This window comes from Marinifaba aquimaris (assembly GCF_013328345.1).
Classification (GTDB): Bacteria; Pseudomonadota; Gammaproteobacteria; order Enterobacterales; family Alteromonadaceae; genus Marinifaba; species Marinifaba aquimaris.
In genome coordinates this window covers 62,947-78,305 of sequence record NZ_JABULX010000003.1, presented here as the reverse complement: position 1 = coordinate 78,305, position 15,359 = coordinate 62,947, and the positions used below count along the sequence as shown (strand labels likewise).

16 protein-coding genes are annotated in these 15,359 nt (G+C 42.1%); 8 read left to right on the top strand and 8 right to left on the bottom strand.

The window, feature by feature from the left end; genetic code table 11:
- Window position 1: 1 nt before the first annotated feature.
- Both HR060_RS02940 and HR060_RS02935 read right to left on the bottom strand, forming a co-directional pair.
- Entirely contained in the window at window positions 2-682 is a 681-nt protein-coding gene (locus tag HR060_RS02940) for a response regulator transcription factor (protein WP_174198778.1), read from the bottom strand.
- Between the two features lie 64 nt (window positions 683-746).
- Window positions 747-1,595, bottom strand: coding sequence for a MipA/OmpV family protein (locus HR060_RS02935; protein ID WP_174198777.1), 849 nt, complete (start codon window positions 1,593-1,595; stop codon window positions 747-749).
- 171 nt (window positions 1,596-1,766) lie between these two features.
- Between HR060_RS02935 and HR060_RS02930 the strand changes: the two genes are divergently transcribed.
- The 5 genes from HR060_RS02930 to HR060_RS02910 all read left to right on the top strand — a co-directional run bounded on the left by HR060_RS02930 (window position 1,767) and on the right by HR060_RS02910 (window position 7,308).
- Entirely contained in the window at window positions 1,767-2,531 is a 765-nt protein-coding gene (locus HR060_RS02930; RefSeq protein ID WP_174198776.1) for a MipA/OmpV family protein, read from the top strand.
- Between the two features lie 154 nt (window positions 2,532-2,685).
- Complete coding sequence (locus HR060_RS02925) at window positions 2,686-3,435, top strand: hypothetical protein (RefSeq protein WP_174198775.1); 750 nt, start codon at window positions 2,686-2,688, stop codon at window positions 3,433-3,435.
- Window positions 3,436-3,634: 199 nt separating this feature from the next.
- Window positions 3,635-5,017 carry an amidohydrolase gene (locus HR060_RS02920; RefSeq protein WP_174198774.1) on the top strand — a complete coding sequence of 461 codons (1,383 nt, stop codon included), beginning with the start codon at window positions 3,635-3,637 and terminating at the stop codon, window positions 5,015-5,017.
- Window positions 5,018-5,035: 18 nt separating this feature from the next.
- Entirely contained in the window at window positions 5,036-6,274 is a 1,239-nt protein-coding gene (locus HR060_RS02915; protein WP_174198773.1) for an amidohydrolase family protein, read from the top strand.
- A gap of 314 nt (window positions 6,275-6,588) precedes the next feature.
- Entirely contained in the window at window positions 6,589-7,308 is a 720-nt protein-coding gene (locus tag HR060_RS02910; protein ID WP_174198772.1) for a substrate-binding periplasmic protein, read from the top strand.
- Window positions 7,309-7,349: 41 nt separating this feature from the next.
- Here HR060_RS02910 and HR060_RS02905 read toward each other — a convergent pair whose 3' ends face one another.
- Window positions 7,350-8,696 carry a DUF1501 domain-containing protein gene (locus tag HR060_RS02905; RefSeq protein WP_174198771.1) on the bottom strand — a complete coding sequence of 449 codons (1,347 nt, stop codon included), beginning with the start codon at window positions 8,694-8,696 and terminating at the stop codon, window positions 7,350-7,352.
- A 12-nt stretch (window positions 8,697-8,708) separates the two neighbouring features.
- Window positions 8,709-10,676, bottom strand: coding sequence for a DUF1800 domain-containing protein (locus tag HR060_RS02900; RefSeq protein WP_246283064.1), 1,968 nt, complete (start codon window positions 10,674-10,676; stop codon window positions 8,709-8,711).
- A 236-nt stretch (window positions 10,677-10,912) separates the two neighbouring features.
- On the opposite strand from HR060_RS02900, the gene HR060_RS02895 reads away from it, so the two are divergent.
- Entirely contained in the window at window positions 10,913-11,842 is a 930-nt protein-coding gene (locus tag HR060_RS02895) for a hypothetical protein (protein WP_174198770.1), read from the top strand.
- Between the two features lie 21 nt (window positions 11,843-11,863).
- On the opposite strand, the gene HR060_RS02890 is transcribed toward HR060_RS02895, so the two are convergent.
- The 4 genes from HR060_RS02890 to HR060_RS02875 are packed head-to-tail and all read right to left on the bottom strand — an operon-like array spanning window position 11,864 to window position 13,486.
- Complete coding sequence (locus tag HR060_RS02890; RefSeq protein ID WP_174198769.1) at window positions 11,864-12,322, bottom strand: DUF3106 domain-containing protein; 459 nt, start codon at window positions 12,320-12,322, stop codon at window positions 11,864-11,866.
- Window positions 12,312-12,587 (bottom strand): hypothetical protein, encoded by a 276-nt coding sequence (locus tag HR060_RS02885; RefSeq protein ID WP_174198768.1) that lies wholly within the window; start codon window positions 12,585-12,587, stop codon window positions 12,312-12,314. Before HR060_RS02885 ends, HR060_RS02890 begins: the two co-directional genes overlap by 11 nt.
- Window positions 12,571-12,924 carry a hypothetical protein gene (locus HR060_RS02880; protein ID WP_174198767.1) on the bottom strand — a complete coding sequence of 118 codons (354 nt, stop codon included), beginning with the start codon at window positions 12,922-12,924 and terminating at the stop codon, window positions 12,571-12,573. The genes HR060_RS02885 and HR060_RS02880 overlap by 17 nt, the downstream gene beginning before the upstream one ends.
- Window positions 12,914-13,486 carry an RNA polymerase sigma factor gene (locus HR060_RS02875; RefSeq protein ID WP_217434856.1) on the bottom strand — a complete coding sequence of 191 codons (573 nt, stop codon included), beginning with the start codon at window positions 13,484-13,486 and terminating at the stop codon, window positions 12,914-12,916. The genes HR060_RS02880 and HR060_RS02875 overlap by 11 nt, the downstream gene beginning before the upstream one ends.
- Window positions 13,487-13,738: 252 nt before the next feature.
- Between HR060_RS02875 and HR060_RS02870 the strand changes: the two genes are divergently transcribed.
- Together HR060_RS02870 and HR060_RS02865 are read left to right on the top strand one after the other, a co-directional pair.
- Window positions 13,739-14,368: an EF-hand domain-containing protein gene (locus HR060_RS02870; RefSeq protein WP_174198766.1), complete on the top strand. Its 630-nt coding sequence runs from the start codon at window positions 13,739-13,741 to the stop codon at window positions 14,366-14,368.
- 257 nt (window positions 14,369-14,625) lie between these two features.
- Complete coding sequence (locus HR060_RS02865; RefSeq protein WP_425487444.1) at window positions 14,626-15,351, top strand: helix-turn-helix transcriptional regulator; 726 nt, start codon at window positions 14,626-14,628, stop codon at window positions 15,349-15,351.
- The last annotated feature ends 8 nt before the right edge of the window (window positions 15,352-15,359 follow it).

The following is a 15,359-nucleotide window of genomic DNA, read 5'->3' as shown; positions in this document are numbered from 1 at the left end:
GTTAATCAATACTCAAACGGTAACCTTGCCCGTGCTTAGCCACAATTTGTAAGCGCCTTGAGTTTTTTGCTAACGCCTTACGCAAATTATAAATATGGCTGCGCAGTAAATCCGTTTCAGGTTTTAAATCTCCCCAAAGCTGAAACTCTAACTCGTTTTTAGCCACCAAATGAAGTGCGTTTTTTGCCAAGTAGTAAAGCATTTTAAAAGTAGTGGGATTTAAGTTAATGGGCTTATCGTCAAAACTCTCGGTTTGCTCACTGTGATTAAGCTCAATCCCACTATAGCTAAACGTCTGTTGGTAGGTCTGCTGATGTTTCCTGACCAACGCTTGTAATCTAGCGTACAATTCAGCCATAGCGAAAGGCTTTAATAAATAATCATCCGCTCCGGCACCAAAACCTGCGAGTTTATCGTCTATCGTGTCTTTGGCCGTTAGCATTAATATTGGGGTATTAGCATTTTGATGAGGTGATTCACGCAGCGCTTTTGTTGCCGCGAAGCCATCGAGCTTTGGCATCATCACATCCATGATAATGACATCAAATATCAGCTCCTGACATAACGAAAGTACCATTTTGCCATCGTAAGCATAGTCAATTTGATAGCCCTGTACTTCGAGGTAATCGGCGATATTTTCCGCAATATCTACGTTATCTTCGGCGATCAGCACGCTTAACATCTATCAACCCTTTCTTTGCATTTAATGGACACTCAAGGCCCATGTCAACCTTGAGTGCGGTTTATTAAAACTTATAAATTAAAGTCACGCCTGCTTCAATTTCATTTTCAGTCCCCACTTCAATAATAGGGCTATCCGTTACATCTGTGGCATAAGCTTCGTAATGTCCTTCGAAGCTCACAGACCAATGATCATCCAGTGCATACACGCCATTAAAACCGACCCCATATGATTTAATACCTGAGTCAAATTCATACACTTGGTAACCCGAGCTAAGCGCTTGCTCAGGTGTGACACCAAATTCAGTTTGTAGGTGATCGGCATTGGCAAAACTCATATCGGCGCTGATATCGAGTTTAAAGTTTTTTCTATCGTACAAGCGATAATGAACCGTCGCAAAGCCCACTATACCTTTATCGGGATCACCGCCGGCATATGATTGAGCGACCAAGCCAAGTGTAAGCCTATCCATTGGTTGCCACATCACACCACCACCAAACTCTAACATCTCATCGACTGTGCCCATACCGTCTAATGAGCCATCAGATGCATGATCGGCTTCGCGTCCTTCTTCTAAATTAAGCCAGCCAGTAATAAAAAAATGGTCGCTCGCTTGATAAATAATTCGGTTAGCCAATAGATTTGACTGAAATTCCCAGTTATCAGCGCGATAGGCAATTTCAGCAAATACATCGACTTCGGCTGCGGCTTCATCAGAGCCGTGATACTCAGCTTCGTATTCCAACCCTAAGCCCGCGCTGTAACGCCAGCCGAGTTCGGCACTCATCGGGGCGACAGGACCGATTAATTGCATCGGCAAAGAACCGATATCGTTTTTAATTTCAGAGAATTGACCTGTCGCTAAAACAACGCCAGGCATAAGAGATAAAACCAAAAATGCTGCAGGTTTCATAAAAACTCCCTAATTAGTGCGTACATCAGCGAACTAGCATGCCATTTCAATTGTCAACAAATTGTCGACATTCGCCGGATTAGACTTGCACTTGAGTAATCAGTCTGAAGAAATAAAGCGTAATACTCGTCTGATAATCTAAAAAAACCTTTAAAAGAACAGGGAAAGCTGATGAAAATGGCTTACGCAAAACCAATACTACTCGCTAGTGCGTTATTGAGCACAAGTGTCATGGCCCAGCCGCCCAAGCAAACTCAACAACAACCAACAGGTTGGCTTTGGGGAATAGGCCTAAGTTACCAACAGGAAATTTATCAAGATGTTGACGATGAATTCCGTCCTATTCCGATCATTGGTTACAAAGGAGAGCGACTGCAAGTTTATGGCCCTTTTGTCAGTTACGATCTCGTTCAAACCGATGATTTTAGTTTCAGCATTAAAGCGCAGCCGCGTTTCAATGACTACGAAAGCTCAGACAGTGACTTTTTAGTCGGCATGGACGATCGCGATATGTCACTTGATGTAGGCGCAGGCTTTAGCTGGGAAGTAGCCGACTTCAAACTATCGACAGGTGCACTGTTTGACGTCTTAGATAAGTCAGGCGGTCATGAGCTCGATTTCTCAATTGGCTATCAATTTCAATACGGTCCATTCTTTTTTGAACCCAGTGTCGCTGTCGTTTATCAAGATGAAAAACTCGTCGATTACTATTACGGTGTCCAAAGTCATGAAGCGATGGATTTTCGTCCTGCTTACCAAGGCGATAGTGCGGTTAATCAAGAGCTAAACTTTAGCTTTTTTACCCCAGCTTGGTTTGGCGGTATCACTCGATTAGAGCTCAGCTATACCTTGTATGATGATGTCATTAGCGACAGTCCGATTGTCGAAGATGACAGTAACTTAGGCTTGATGCTGTTTTACTCACGCTTTTTCTAAAGTGAGATAAACAAGCGCCAATATGGCGCTTGTTTAAGCATTTTATATCTTTTCTGGGCCTTTTATGGTCGTTCATCCCAGATAGCTTGCAGTCCCTGTAGGCTCGTGATTAGATGCCAGCTGTAAAATCATCTATACACGGAAAGATTGAATTATGCTTTATCGATTCCAAACGATTCTTTCGATTATTCTTCTTAGTATTATTTCTCTATCAGCCCATGCTGAAAGCGGTGAACACGTCAAAGCACTAAAAGCACTGCAACACGCAATGTCAGATGCCACCGCGCGATACCAAACCTTACTCGATGCCAATCAGGCAATTCAATACACTGAGACACAAAAAGACGTCCAAGGTTTTCAACAAATTAAAACCTTTATTCCAAACTTAATTGAGGACAGACGCATCATAGGTCAATGGAAAACAGACCGAGAAGACGATGAATTCAATGTCGATTTAAACTTTGCGTCAGAATTTATTATCGACGGTAAACACGAAGGTCCGTTTGATGTGATTTATCTAGGTGAGCAAGACAACCGCTGGTTATTTGAATTAAAAAATGCATTGCAAATTGATTTGGAAAGCAACGAATTTGATGATGACAAGCAAGTGCCATTACACGATAGCATGTCAAAAAACCTGCAAGTACAAATGCATATCGATAAAACCTCAGAGCAACTAGTGGCGATTGAAGTCCACGCGAAAGCGCCTTTCTCACCGTCGTTTTTCTCTACGGTTGAACATTTCGAAGTGAAGATCAATTACGCACCGGCTTGGCAAGGTGGTCCCATTGTTAAACAAAATGCGACCAGTAAGGTAAAGGGCAGCTATGGTTTGTTTTTTGACATCGACCAAAGCCTATCTAGCCAAGTTAGCAATTACCAACTTATCGAATTAAAACCCTAATAACCAATACGTGCGCGCCTTTGGTGATGTAAAGCAGAGTCTACATCTCCAAAGGTAGCAGTTCCTTGTTGTCACTTGTCCTACCCGTACTTTCATACTAATTTGAGCGCCATTTTTACCTATAAGCGGTGTTTTGCTCAGTATCAGCCATAATTTTGATACCCAGTGCAAACATCCACGACAATTAGGACATTTTATTATGCAAAAAATGGCTAAAACCCTGCACGCATCTTTGATAGGTGTAGCGCTTGTTGGCTGTAACCAATCTGGCGTCCAAGACCCAAAAGTGGAGTTTAACAAAGACCCATACCCGAGCACTTACCAAGCTTTACCACAACAAAACATCATTATTAAAGGCGCAACGGTATTAACAGGTACCGGCGAGCGATTAGACAACGCAGATGTGGTATTTAAAGACGGTAAAATTATCGCGCTTGGCAGTAATTTAAATGCACCTGATGCAACGATTGTTGACGGAACGGACAAATGGATCACGCCTGGGTTGATTGACGTTCACTCTCACTTAGGTGTGTACCCTAGTCCATCTGTTGAATCACATGCTGATGGTAATGAAATGACCAGCCCGAATACCTCTGAAGTATGGGCTGAGCACAGTGTTTGGCCACAAGATCCAGGTTTTGAAACCGCACGTGCAGGTGGTGTCACTACTCTGCAAATCTTACCCGGTTCAGCCAACTTATTTGGTGGCCGCAGTGTAACGTTAAAGAATGTTCCAAGTCATACCATGCAAGGCATGAAGTTCCCCGCTGCACCTTACGGCTTAAAGATGGCTTGTGGTGAAAACCCGAAACGCGTTTACGGTTCACAAAAGCAAGCTCCGGGTACCCGTATGGGTAACATGGCTGGCTATCGCATGGCTTGGAGCGAAGCGGTTGAATACAAACGCGCCTGGGAAAAGTACGATCGCGATTATGCAGCCGGTAAAAACCCAGAGGCCCCAGCACGCGATATTGAGTTAGATACCCTGCGCGGTGTGCTAGATGGCGAGATCTTGATCCACAACCACTGCTACAAAGCAGAAGAAATGGCAATGATGATCGACCTAGGTAAAGAATTTGGTTATCACGCAGGTACATTCCACCACGCTGTAGAGGCCTACAAAATTGGCGACTTACTCGCTGAAAATGCAAACTGTGCTGCGATGTGGCCAGATTGGTGGGGCTTTAAAATGGAAGCTTACGACATGGTGTTTGAGAATGTTGCCATTGTCGACTCGTTTGAAAACTCATGTGCTATTGTCCATTCCGATTCGGACAAAACCATTCAACGCTTAAACCAAGAAGCCGGAAAAGTGTTATACAACGCTAATCAAAACGGTTTTGACTTAACCGAAGCAGATGCCATTAGTTGGATCACTTTCAACGCCGCTAAATCTCTTGGTATTGAACAAACAACAGGCTCATTACAAGTAGGTAAAAAAGCCGATATCGTTATTTGGAATCAAAACCCATTTAGCGTTTATGCACACGCAGAACAAGTCTTTGTTGATGGTGCAAAAGTTTACGATCGCTTCGATGAAAAATACCAAGCGAAAAGTGATTTTCTTTTAGGTCAGCAATAAGCATTAAGGTACAAGATCATGAAATTATTTAAAGCTTCTTTAATTGCCCTTGGCCTAGCAAGTGCAGGTTTTGCGAATGCCGCAAGCTTAGCTATTACCAATGCAAAAGTGCACACACAAACAGCACAAGGTGTTTTAGACAACGCCACTATTATTATCGAAGACGGTAAAATTAGTGCTATTAACCCAACTTCCATTTCAGCCGACTCTACACTTGATGCTCAAGGTAAAGTATTAACACCTGGTTTTATCAATTCATTAAATACACTTGGCTTAGTTGAAGTCAGTGCGGTTAAGCGCTCACAAGATGCCCATGACGACGATGCGACAATCACATTTGATCCCAGCACGGCTTTTAATCCGAAAAGTAGCTTGATCCCATTAATGCGCAAAGGCGGTATTACCAGCAATGTTACTATGCCTCATGGCGGTAAAGACATGTTTAAAGGTTTACTTTTTGCAGCAGACACATCGGGGCAATTTGATAGCCTAGTAGAAACGCGCTTAGGTGTTTTAGTTGAATTAGGTGCTGAAAGTAAAGGCTCACGCGCGATGAGCCTGCAAAAGTTAACGGAAAAATTAACCGACGCCAATAAGGCATTGGCTAAAGCGAAAAAAGACCAAGCCAAAGATAAAAAAGAGCCAAAGCGCGATGAGTTAATCTTACAACGCTTAGTAAAAGGCGAGCAAAAACTGATTGCCTATGTTGATCGCGCAACAGATATTCTTGCGTTACTAAAACTCAAGCAGCAATTTAACTTAGATCTAATCTTAGCCAGTGCTGATGATGCCATTTTAGTCACAGAGCAAATTGTTGCCGCAAAAGTGCCTGTGATTGTAAACGCCGATGCGAACCTACCAGAGGGCTTTGACTCGCTTCATACGTCTCTTTCAAACCCAGGAAAACTCGCCAAAGCCGGCGTGCAAGTTGTCTTGATGACAAGCGGTGATACCCACATGGGGTATGAACTTCGTCACCAAGCAGGTATTGCTGTTGCGCATGGCATGGATTACCAATCAGCGTTAGCTGCGGTAACCAAAAACCCAGCACAAGTATTTGGTTTATCTGAACTAGGTACTATTGCAGTGGGCCAACAAGCTGATTTAGTACTTTGGAGCGCGGACCCATTTGAACTCAGTACCAAAGTAGAGCAACTGTGGATTCAAGGCCAAGCGCATAGCACAGAAAGTCGTATCGATAAGTTACGCGATCGCTACATGGCAGAATCAGAGTTACCGCGAGCTTACATTAAATAGCTAGCGCTTGTACTAAAATACGTATTAAACAGGCCATTTATTACCTAAGGTATAAAATGGCCTATTTATTTACATTAAACCAACTTTAACCTCTTAGTTAAACGCCAAAAACAAAACTAAAAAAAAATCTAAAAAACACAAACTTACATTGTAAATCTTAAAAAATGTATATTAATCAAAAATCCATTATTCAAACCCTATAACTAACCGTTAATTAGAATTATAAACCTGAAAAGGTCTAACAGTTATTCTGTTAAGTTGTCGTGAATAATCTTCTAAACTTAAAGGTATCTGCCATTTTCGGCACCCACTGTATGCGTAATTTAGTTTTATTAATTTGTTTATTACTCCCTGCTGTTGCATACAGTTGTCAGCTAAAAGTTCGCCTTGAGCACTTTCAGCCACAATCAGTTAAACACGATGAGCAGCTCTGGCAAGGCGTTGATTATGAGATGATCAATACTTTCTTGCGTCGTGCCAAATGCGACTACGACATTATTGAGATCCCTTGGATACGCTCGCTCGACATGCTGGTAAAAGGCGAAATAGATGTCATGATGAATGTCACCAAAACACCTAGACGCGAACGCAGTTTCCACTTTATTGGCCCGATTAGCCGTGAAGTCATTGTCTTTGCCAGTAACGAAGCTTTAGTACTCAATACGATTCAAGACCTAGTCAAACTAGACCGCCCTATTGCCATACAACGCGGCGCATTTTATGGCGAGGAAATGGATAAGTTAATCAATAACCCTATATATCAACACTTCTTTTTGCGGGTTACGGACAATGATAAAAAGCTAAAATTATTAAGAACAGGGCGTATCTCAGGTTATTTAGAAGCCAAGCGAAATTTAACTTTAGGGCCTGAACAAGGTTCACGTTACGAAGGTGTCTTTATCAACCCCTTGGTGATCCACGAGACCAATATTTATTTTGCCCTCAGTAAAAAATCAGTCGATGAACCTTTGTACTTGTACTTAGAAAAGACTTATCAAAAGCTGGCAGCGGAAGGTTTTTTCCAGCGCCATTAAGCCTGCACTCCAAGCAGGCTTAAGTTTGCGCCTGTTATCCACTAACGCATAAAATTAACCCTAGGGCCAAATGTATTCAGCGTAGGGAAAAGTTGGTTAATCCGACTTTCACTTAACCCCATCCAGCTAGCAAAATTAGCGGCATATTGCTCAATCGATGTAGTGGGAATTAATCGCCCACTCCCTGCATCTAGTTCATGGCCAAAATCAGCAATAGGAATATCGCCATAAATATTGCCACCGTTAACGGCGCCGCCCATAACAAAGTGATGCCCTGCCCAACCGTGATCAGTGCCATCGCCATTAATTGCTAGGGTTCGTCCAAAGTCAGACGCGGTAAATGTCGTCACCTGTTCTGATAACCCATCAGCTACTAAAGCCTGATAAAACGCAGTTAACCCACCATCTAGTTCACTTTGCAATTGTGGTAATTCTCTGGCTTGGTCTGAATGGGTATCAAAGCCGCCCAATGTCACCACGAAGATTTGTCGGTTAGCGCCTAGTTGTGATTTTGCTTTGATCACTTTATGCACGCTTTTAAGCTGCTCACCTAAACTCGATTCAGGGAAACCTGTCTGGGTCTGTTCATCATTAATGACTGATTGTTGAAACAAGGCGTTTGCATCAAAGGCTGAACGCTGTTTATTGACTAAATCTTGTTGCAATAAATTTTGATAATTTTCCCCTGTTGCACGGAAGTGATTGAACAAACGGTTACTCAATTGACTGCTGCTCGCTTCAAGTATGCTAACGTCCAAAGCTTGACCACCAATTAAGTGATAAGGAGATGTTCGCTGGCCTGTTATCATCAGCTCCCCTCCTGACATTGTCACTGCTGAAAATGCATTTTCACTACTTAAGCCATCAGTAATCAGTGCATCGTGTATCTGACCTGCCCAACCGAATTGCGCGCCCTCAGTACTCCCAGACATCCACGTCGATTGTTGATCGTTATGGGAGAATAACCGAGCGGGTAAATTAACAGCATCATTATCAATTTGACTCTGTGTTGTTGGTGTTAACAAAGGTCCGACATTACCCACTACGGCCATATTGCCTTGTTGATAGAGCTGATGAAGCCCCGTCATCTCTGGTGGTAATGCAAAGCGCCTTTGAGCAAAACGACTAGGCGTATTTAATGCCAATAAATTGCTGTTGGTTCTTGGCGTTTGAAACCGGCTTAATAAGGACTCTCGAATTTGAGCCCAGCGCTGATAACTCGCTTGATCGTATGGAATAATCGTATCGTGATTATCCATGCCGCCGTATAAAAATACACAAACCAGCGCCTTGTAATCATCAGCATCTGCGCTGTGAGCGAGCATATTTCCAAACGAGCTTGCTAACAAAGAAGCCGAAGATAACTTGATAAAATGACGTCTATTCATAGTGATACTCCTCTACAATTGGACCAAATAAGCAGGCGAAGTCATGAACATTAAAATGGCGACTTTGACTCTTTGCTCGGTACTTTCTATCTCGGCTAAATTGCCAGCCAACTCGACTTTTTGATTCGCAGTTAAACCGCCGCCCATTAACAACTGATCTAAATGCTCAACTAAGGCGAATTCATCATCAGCCAAGGCCAACTCGGTTTGGTAACGCGCAATAAAGGCTTGGGGCGCATCTTCAGCATCAAGTGGTATGCCTTCATCTTCATAAATTTCTGCAAGCTCATCTAAATCAACTTGTTGTTGTTCGCCAAATATAAAAAAGCTCATAAAGTTGATATAGCCTGGTATGGAGGTCGCATTGGTGATTTGTAATTCAGGCGCCACTAAGCCGGCTTGACCCGTTACCGAATTAGGCGCTTTGTAACCTGGACGATAGAAGTTAAATACACTTGCAGCGCGATAGGGGTGTTGACTCAAATCCGTTGCTGAGCTGGTATCCCACAATTTAAAAATATATTCAGGGTGAATATTGTCCACGTCAAAGGCTCTTGCCCAGTGTGTAAAGCGCACAATAGGCTCTCTTATTTTTCCTGCACTGGCTCCATGGGCATTACGCGCTTCACTATCAAATAAAATGGCGGCAGCTGTCGCCGTTAAATCACCTCTTTTACCTTGGCCTACTTTCGCGTCGTTGGGTAACGTATAAACACCCAAGTTAAAAGCCGTAGCCACTCGTTCAATGTAATCAGCAGAAGGGTTACTCGTCACTAAACGCTGTATCAATTGCTTGGCGATAAAGGGCGCCACATTCGGATGAGCAAAGATGATATCAAGCGCTTGTCTTATCGATTCTTTTGCTGGCGTACCCGGTGCGATCGTTTGCCCTAAAAATGATTTTTCTTTGTCGGAGTGGTCTTGCTCAAAAATCCAAAGTGGCGTGCTGTATGCTGCGGCAACTGACTCTTCATGTGCATCTTCATCGAGATTTAAGCCGGTAAAAACGCGTGCCAAGCCTTCAATGTCGGTATTGTTATAAGTTTCAATTATTTGACCTTGCTCATCGCGTTTTACAGAACCATCGATATTGAGCGCTTCAACGCCAATGGTGAACAATTGCATTAATTCACGCGCGTAATTTTCATCAGGTTTACGACCACTGGCATCATCCCCTTTGATGTTACCCAAGTAGGTTAAGTAAAAAGCCATTGCAGGTGAGTAGGTCACCTCTTCGAGTAAATCGCGATAATTGCCAAAAGCATGGCGCAATAAAATATCTTGGTAACTGGCTACAGCTTCAGCATGTTCTGCCAATTCATCACCTGAGTTTGTCGACACTACCAAAATTTGAGACAGCGCAAAGGCAAGACGCTGTCTTAGCTGATCAGGTGCCGTAATGGCATTTTTCCAAAAGCCAAAAGAGGTCGAGTTAATATAGAGATCACTGGGCAACTCAAAATCTGATGCTCGGGTGTAACTGGCGACAATGGGCATTAAGTAATGCGGTTTAATTGCGACTTGCTGCTCAAACCAATCAGCAGCCGCTTCAGCACTTAGTGCTTTTACATCCTTTTTTTGGCTGCCAAAGGTTGCTTGATTAAAAAACTTAACACTGGCTGATTGTGTCCCCCAAAACGAATTATCCGTATCAGGTTGGAGTACAACGACTTCTGTTTCTGTTTCTGTTTCTGTTTCTGTTTCTGTTTCTGTTTCTGTTTCTGTTTCTGTTTCTGTTTCTGTTTCTGTTTCTGTTTCTGTTTCTGTTTCTGTCAGTATTTGTTCTGACGACGGTGTTTCAACATCAGTATTGGTTGGCTCCTCTGCTGCAATCGTTTCGGTTACAACATCAACAGGTACAGCAACTGAATTGGTATCACTAGCACCTGAACCACCACCGCCACAAGCAGTTAAATAAAAGCTGGTCAATACGACTAAATAAGCCAAGCTTGTTGGCTGAAAAGGTGAGCGTCTCATCATTTACCTCTATTGATTCGTTACTCAGTCTTATCAGTATAAGTAGCTAACGCTCGCCACATTGTTGGTGATTTGGTGGTTTATTGTTGGTTTATGTTTAGCCAATGTAGCTTAATGTAAGCTGACTTGAACTAATATCAGCTTTATCTCAATTAGATTTACGCGCTTATTGCACATTTATTCCGTATGTCTGTGCTAGAGTGTCGCTAAACATATCCTTTTTTCGGCTTGTTATTTAAATGATTATCAAACACTTAACAAATTTATCGCTGGTTTTAAGCATATTTTTCTACACCAGCACTTGGGCACATAGCGTTTATCTAAGCACGTCAAAAGTCGAACAAACCATTAATTTTCGTCAACAAGACGTGATGTTTGAACCCGATGGTTTAAGTGCGCAATTAAATTTAGATCTCTCTAATAATTGGTCTTGGTCCATTGATTACGCCAAATGGCAACAAGATGAAGTTATTAGCCGCCGATTAACAGCCGATTTAGATGTCACTGCATTTGGCACAAGTGTGAGTTATTACTATCAAGACTGGTCATTTACGGCCTTTTACACTCAGTGGGAAGATGAAGTCAAAGTGTATGACAGCCAAGATAATGTGACGCCGTATCGAGAGACAACTGAATCACCAAGCTATGCCATTCAAGCAGCTTGGGGCAAAGCTTATGACCTGTGGTACTTCTCATCGTCTCTAAACCTACAACGCAACGAATGGGATTATTTCAAACGCATCAAAACACGTGATAGGCCTGCAGAATTAATAGCAGAAGATGCAGATAATACCTTTGTTTCAGCCAGCGCCGATTTATCGCGCTTTATCGAGCTAAGCAACCCATTTGCCTTGATTGCTGGTAGTGAAATTAGCTGGCATGAGCTGGTTGACGAAACGGCGGATACACGCCAAAGCCGTAACTACAATCGACCTAATAATCAAAATCGCCATAATAGGAATGCTGGCAGAGCAAATAATCGCCAAGGTTCCAATCAAAATCGCTTAGCGCTTTCAAGCCAGTTTGCCAGCGAGAGTTATGGCAATATAAACCTGTATTTAATTTGTTTATTGGGTGATAACTGGAGCCTTGATGCCAGTTATAACCGTGATTTTGCCACAGATAATGACAGTAATGCTTGGAGCTTTGGTGTCGGTTATAACTTCTAGATAAGCCCCAGCGCTATGTAATTAGCGCTGGCGTTTAGGGCGTTTTTGTTTTTGTTTTTGTTTTTGTTGTTTCTTTTGCTGTTGGGCACGTTGAAATTTATCGCGCAATGCTTTTTGTTTGTCTTTAGACATCGACTTAAATTTCTTATGTGTCTCTCTGAGTGATTGCTGTTCAGACTTAGGTAGAGACTTAAAACGCTTATACTGCTTGTTGAGCTGAGACTTTTTATCTGCTGGTAAAGACTGCCATTTTTCGAATTTACGGCTAATATCCCCTCTTTGCTGATCATCCATTTTCAGCCAGCGATCAGCTCCTTTAATTAACTTTTGTTGTTGCTCTGAATTAAAATCGCCCCATTGGCTTTGTACATTTTTCAGCACTTTTTGTTGCTCGGTCGATAAATTTTGCCAAGCAGACTGAGCACAGCTAGCGTAACTAAACAAACAAAGTAGTAAGACAAACAATTGATTAATTTTCACTATTACCCTCCTCCACTTGTGTTGTTAACTCTTGTATTTCCATCGCTTTCGCTTTCATTTCTATCGACTTCTTATTGCTAACTGTTTCGTTTTCTTCAACTAATAAGTCCACTGGACTGATTAACTCACCGTCAACTTCACTCATCTCAGCCAGGTAAAATAAAAAATCTGCCGATATGGCCTGCTGTTCTTTTTTATCCGTGGCGATTGCCCCCGAACTGACAATCGAGAGCAAATAAATAATAGGTTTAAAGCTCAACTTCATTCTGTGCTAACCAAGCCATTAACTCGTAATCTTCCAATAATGCCAAATCTTCAGTGGGTACTGTTTCTGCTTGCAGTAACGCTAATGGAATAGGCTCCACCTGAGTAGAATGTAAACTAAAAAGGCTGACACCCAAAACAGTACAAATACTGAAACAGCTCGCCCACACAACTTTCCGGTAGCTAGTTGTCGCAGGTGATGCATTTGTTGCCGCAGAGATTGCTTTTAGTCGGGCTTGTAACAAAGCATTGTTGGTCGAATCAGGCAGCTGCTCTACGGCTTGATCTAGCTGTTGGCAAACGACCGCTTCATGCCGACTTTTTTGTTCAGTCATCATTGGTCTCCATCATTTGCTTTAATTTACCGCTGGCTCGAGAAAAATGCGTTTTTACTGAGCCTTCTGAACAATTCATAATTTGCGCCGTTTCTTTGACTGACAAGCCTTCCCAAGCGCGCAATAAAAAACACTGTTGCTGCTTTACAGGCAAGGTTTGTAATACTAGCAAACTTTGCTGAGTCATCTGCTCACGTATTTTTTCTTGTTCGGGTTCGGCTTTTTCATCGCTTAACCAAGGTTCAGCTTGTTCGTCATCGTCTTTCCAAAAAGTGATAATTCGTCTGACTTTTTGTCTGCGATGCCAATCCATAATCAAATTTTGTACGATGCGATAAAACAGAGGTTTCCATTCATCACTTGGCTTTTCGCTGTATTTAACTGCAAACTTTAGCATGGCATCTTGCACTATATCTAATGCCTCAGCTTCATTGCGACAAGCGATCACCGCCATCTGATAAGCTTTTTTCTCAACACTTATCAAAAATCCGTTCAGTGATGTTGGGTTCAGGCTCATTACTTGATCACAACCTTGTTGATCGAGCCTGCTGGTATTTAACTGCAACTAAAGACCTAGTCCTTACTGTTTCCATCGTTTCTACTATCCATAACGTTTGATCGCACCAGAGGTTGACAAGATACATAAAAAATTTTGTTTTTTAGCCCCAAAAGCCAAAAGTACTTTTGGAATAAATTATAAAATCATTAAATATCAATAAGATAAAAAATAATAAGTTTTTTTTAATTTATTTTGTCAACCATTGAGATCTTGTCGCGTTGTAATTATTGACACTCACAACACTAAACAGGAAATCCCATGAAAAACACTCGTATTAACAAAGTAACTCAATGTCTGGTTTTAGGCGCAGCCATGTCTGCATTAGCTGTCAGCACAGTCGCTCAAGCTAAAGGCCATAAAAAACGCGGCTCACAAGATCCAACCGCTTACTTTGAACGCTTAGACACAAACCTATCAGAGAGCTTAACTTTAGATGAGTTAACGGTAAATGTAGCGACTAAAGCACAAAGCCGCTTGGAAAAATTAGATAGTGATGAGAATGGTTCATTAAGTTTAAATGAGTACTTGGCGTCGCGTCGTGCTCAAACAGACCTATCGAGCTACGCTGCTGATATTGTTGCTTGTGTACAAGCAGAAAAAGACGCCACGGGTGATACCAATATCCAAGTACCTGATAGCAGTAAATTTGCTTCACCAGAAGATAAATTCGACGCTATTGATACTGATGACAGCACGGAATTGAGCATTGAAGAGATCACAGCGGCATTAACCAATCACGCAACAGAGAAATTTGATGCCATGGATACGGATGACAGCAATGAAGTGAGCCTAGGGGAGTTTAGCTCTGCAGCTGAAGTAAAAAAGGCAACAAAACCTGTTATCAAAGCGTGCATCGACAGCTTAGTAGATGATTCTGAACCGGTTTAAATAACGAACACACAATAGTTCATTGCACTTTCCTTATGAAGTAAAAAGCGAGCCACACCAAGCTCGCTTTTTTATTTGTCCAATTAACGATAGAGTAATCTTATTATTCTCATTTAGCTTGCAGTCATACAAGCCCCATGCAAAACACACAATCCAACATCATCAAAATCAACGGCCAGCCTGCTATGGGACGTCGCCTGTTTTATCCGCCATTGCGCTACCAAGATACCCTAGTTAATTAAGCTCGTGTTGTCCATGTGCTAAGTGGCCGTTCAACCCTAATTTGTGCTAACAAAGTTCTGCATTTATCGGCCGGTGATACCGTCGTCATGAAGGCAGATAATTTTGTTAATCAATGGCATGATGAGCAAACACCTGTCGAGTTTGTCGGTTTTTTATTAACCCGTGATCTTTTGCAATGCTTGTACTCACACGATATTCCCAATGCATTTACCACTACAACACCAATACAAACCCAATCGGCAGAAAAACTAGCGGCAAATGACCTGATGCCCAGTTTTGCGCAAAGTTTGAATCTCTATTTAAAAACACCAGACACCATCAACGAGCAACTGGCGCGTCTTAAAATCAAAGAATTAATCGAGCTCATCTTATTGACCGATCGACAAGGAGTCATCACACAGTTACTCGGTCAGCTATTTACAAGTCGTGAACACAAACTACAAGAAGTGGTACAAACGCACCTGTATACCAATATTAATCTAGAAGAGTTAGCTTTTTTGTGTGGCGCCAGTGTTTCAACTTTTACCCGTAAATTCAAACAAACCTATGGTACGAGCCCCAATAAGTACATTACCGCTAAGCGATTAGAAAAAGCCGAACAACTTATTACTCACACCGACAAACATTTAACCACGATTGCATTCGATTGTGGTTTTGATGATTTAAGTTACTTTTCTCGAACCTTTAAAAAGCACTACCTGTGCACGCCATCTGAGCTGCGCAAAAATGAAAACCATTAATTAATAAG

Bases quoted from the DNA above. Each gene is read 5' to 3' on its own strand.
- HR060_RS02900 (WP_246283064.1), bottom strand. From the start codon at position 10,676: ATGATGAGACGCTCACCTTTTCAGCCAACAAGCTTGGCTTATTTAGTC.
- HR060_RS02935 (WP_174198777.1), bottom strand. From the start codon at position 1,595: ATGAAACCTGCAGCATTTTTGGTTTTATCTCTTATGCCTGGCGTTGTT.
- HR060_RS02920 (WP_174198774.1), top strand. From the start codon at position 3,635: ATGCAAAAAATGGCTAAAACCCTGCACGCATCTTTGATAGGTGTAGCG.
- HR060_RS02930 (WP_174198776.1), top strand. From the start codon at position 1,767: ATGAAAATGGCTTACGCAAAACCAATACTACTCGCTAGTGCGTTATTG.
- HR060_RS02925 (WP_174198775.1), top strand. From the start codon at position 2,686: ATGCTTTATCGATTCCAAACGATTCTTTCGATTATTCTTCTTAGTATT.
- HR060_RS02940 (WP_174198778.1), bottom strand. From the start codon at position 682: ATGTTAAGCGTGCTGATCGCCGAAGATAACGTAGATATTGCGGAAAAT.
- HR060_RS02915 (WP_174198773.1), top strand. From the start codon at position 5,036: ATGAAATTATTTAAAGCTTCTTTAATTGCCCTTGGCCTAGCAAGTGCA.
- HR060_RS02905 (WP_174198771.1), bottom strand. From the start codon at position 8,696: ATGAATAGACGTCATTTTATCAAGTTATCTTCGGCTTCTTTGTTAGCA.
- HR060_RS02885 (WP_174198768.1), bottom strand. From the start codon at position 12,587: ATGAAGTTGAGCTTTAAACCTATTATTTATTTGCTCTCGATTGTCAGT.
- HR060_RS02895 (WP_174198770.1), top strand. From the start codon at position 10,913: ATGATTATCAAACACTTAACAAATTTATCGCTGGTTTTAAGCATATTT.
- HR060_RS02880 (WP_174198767.1), bottom strand. From the start codon at position 12,924: ATGATGACTGAACAAAAAAGTCGGCATGAAGCGGTCGTTTGCCAACAG.
- HR060_RS02870 (WP_174198766.1), top strand. From the start codon at position 13,739: ATGAAAAACACTCGTATTAACAAAGTAACTCAATGTCTGGTTTTAGGC.
- HR060_RS02910 (WP_174198772.1), top strand. From the start codon at position 6,589: ATGCGTAATTTAGTTTTATTAATTTGTTTATTACTCCCTGCTGTTGCA.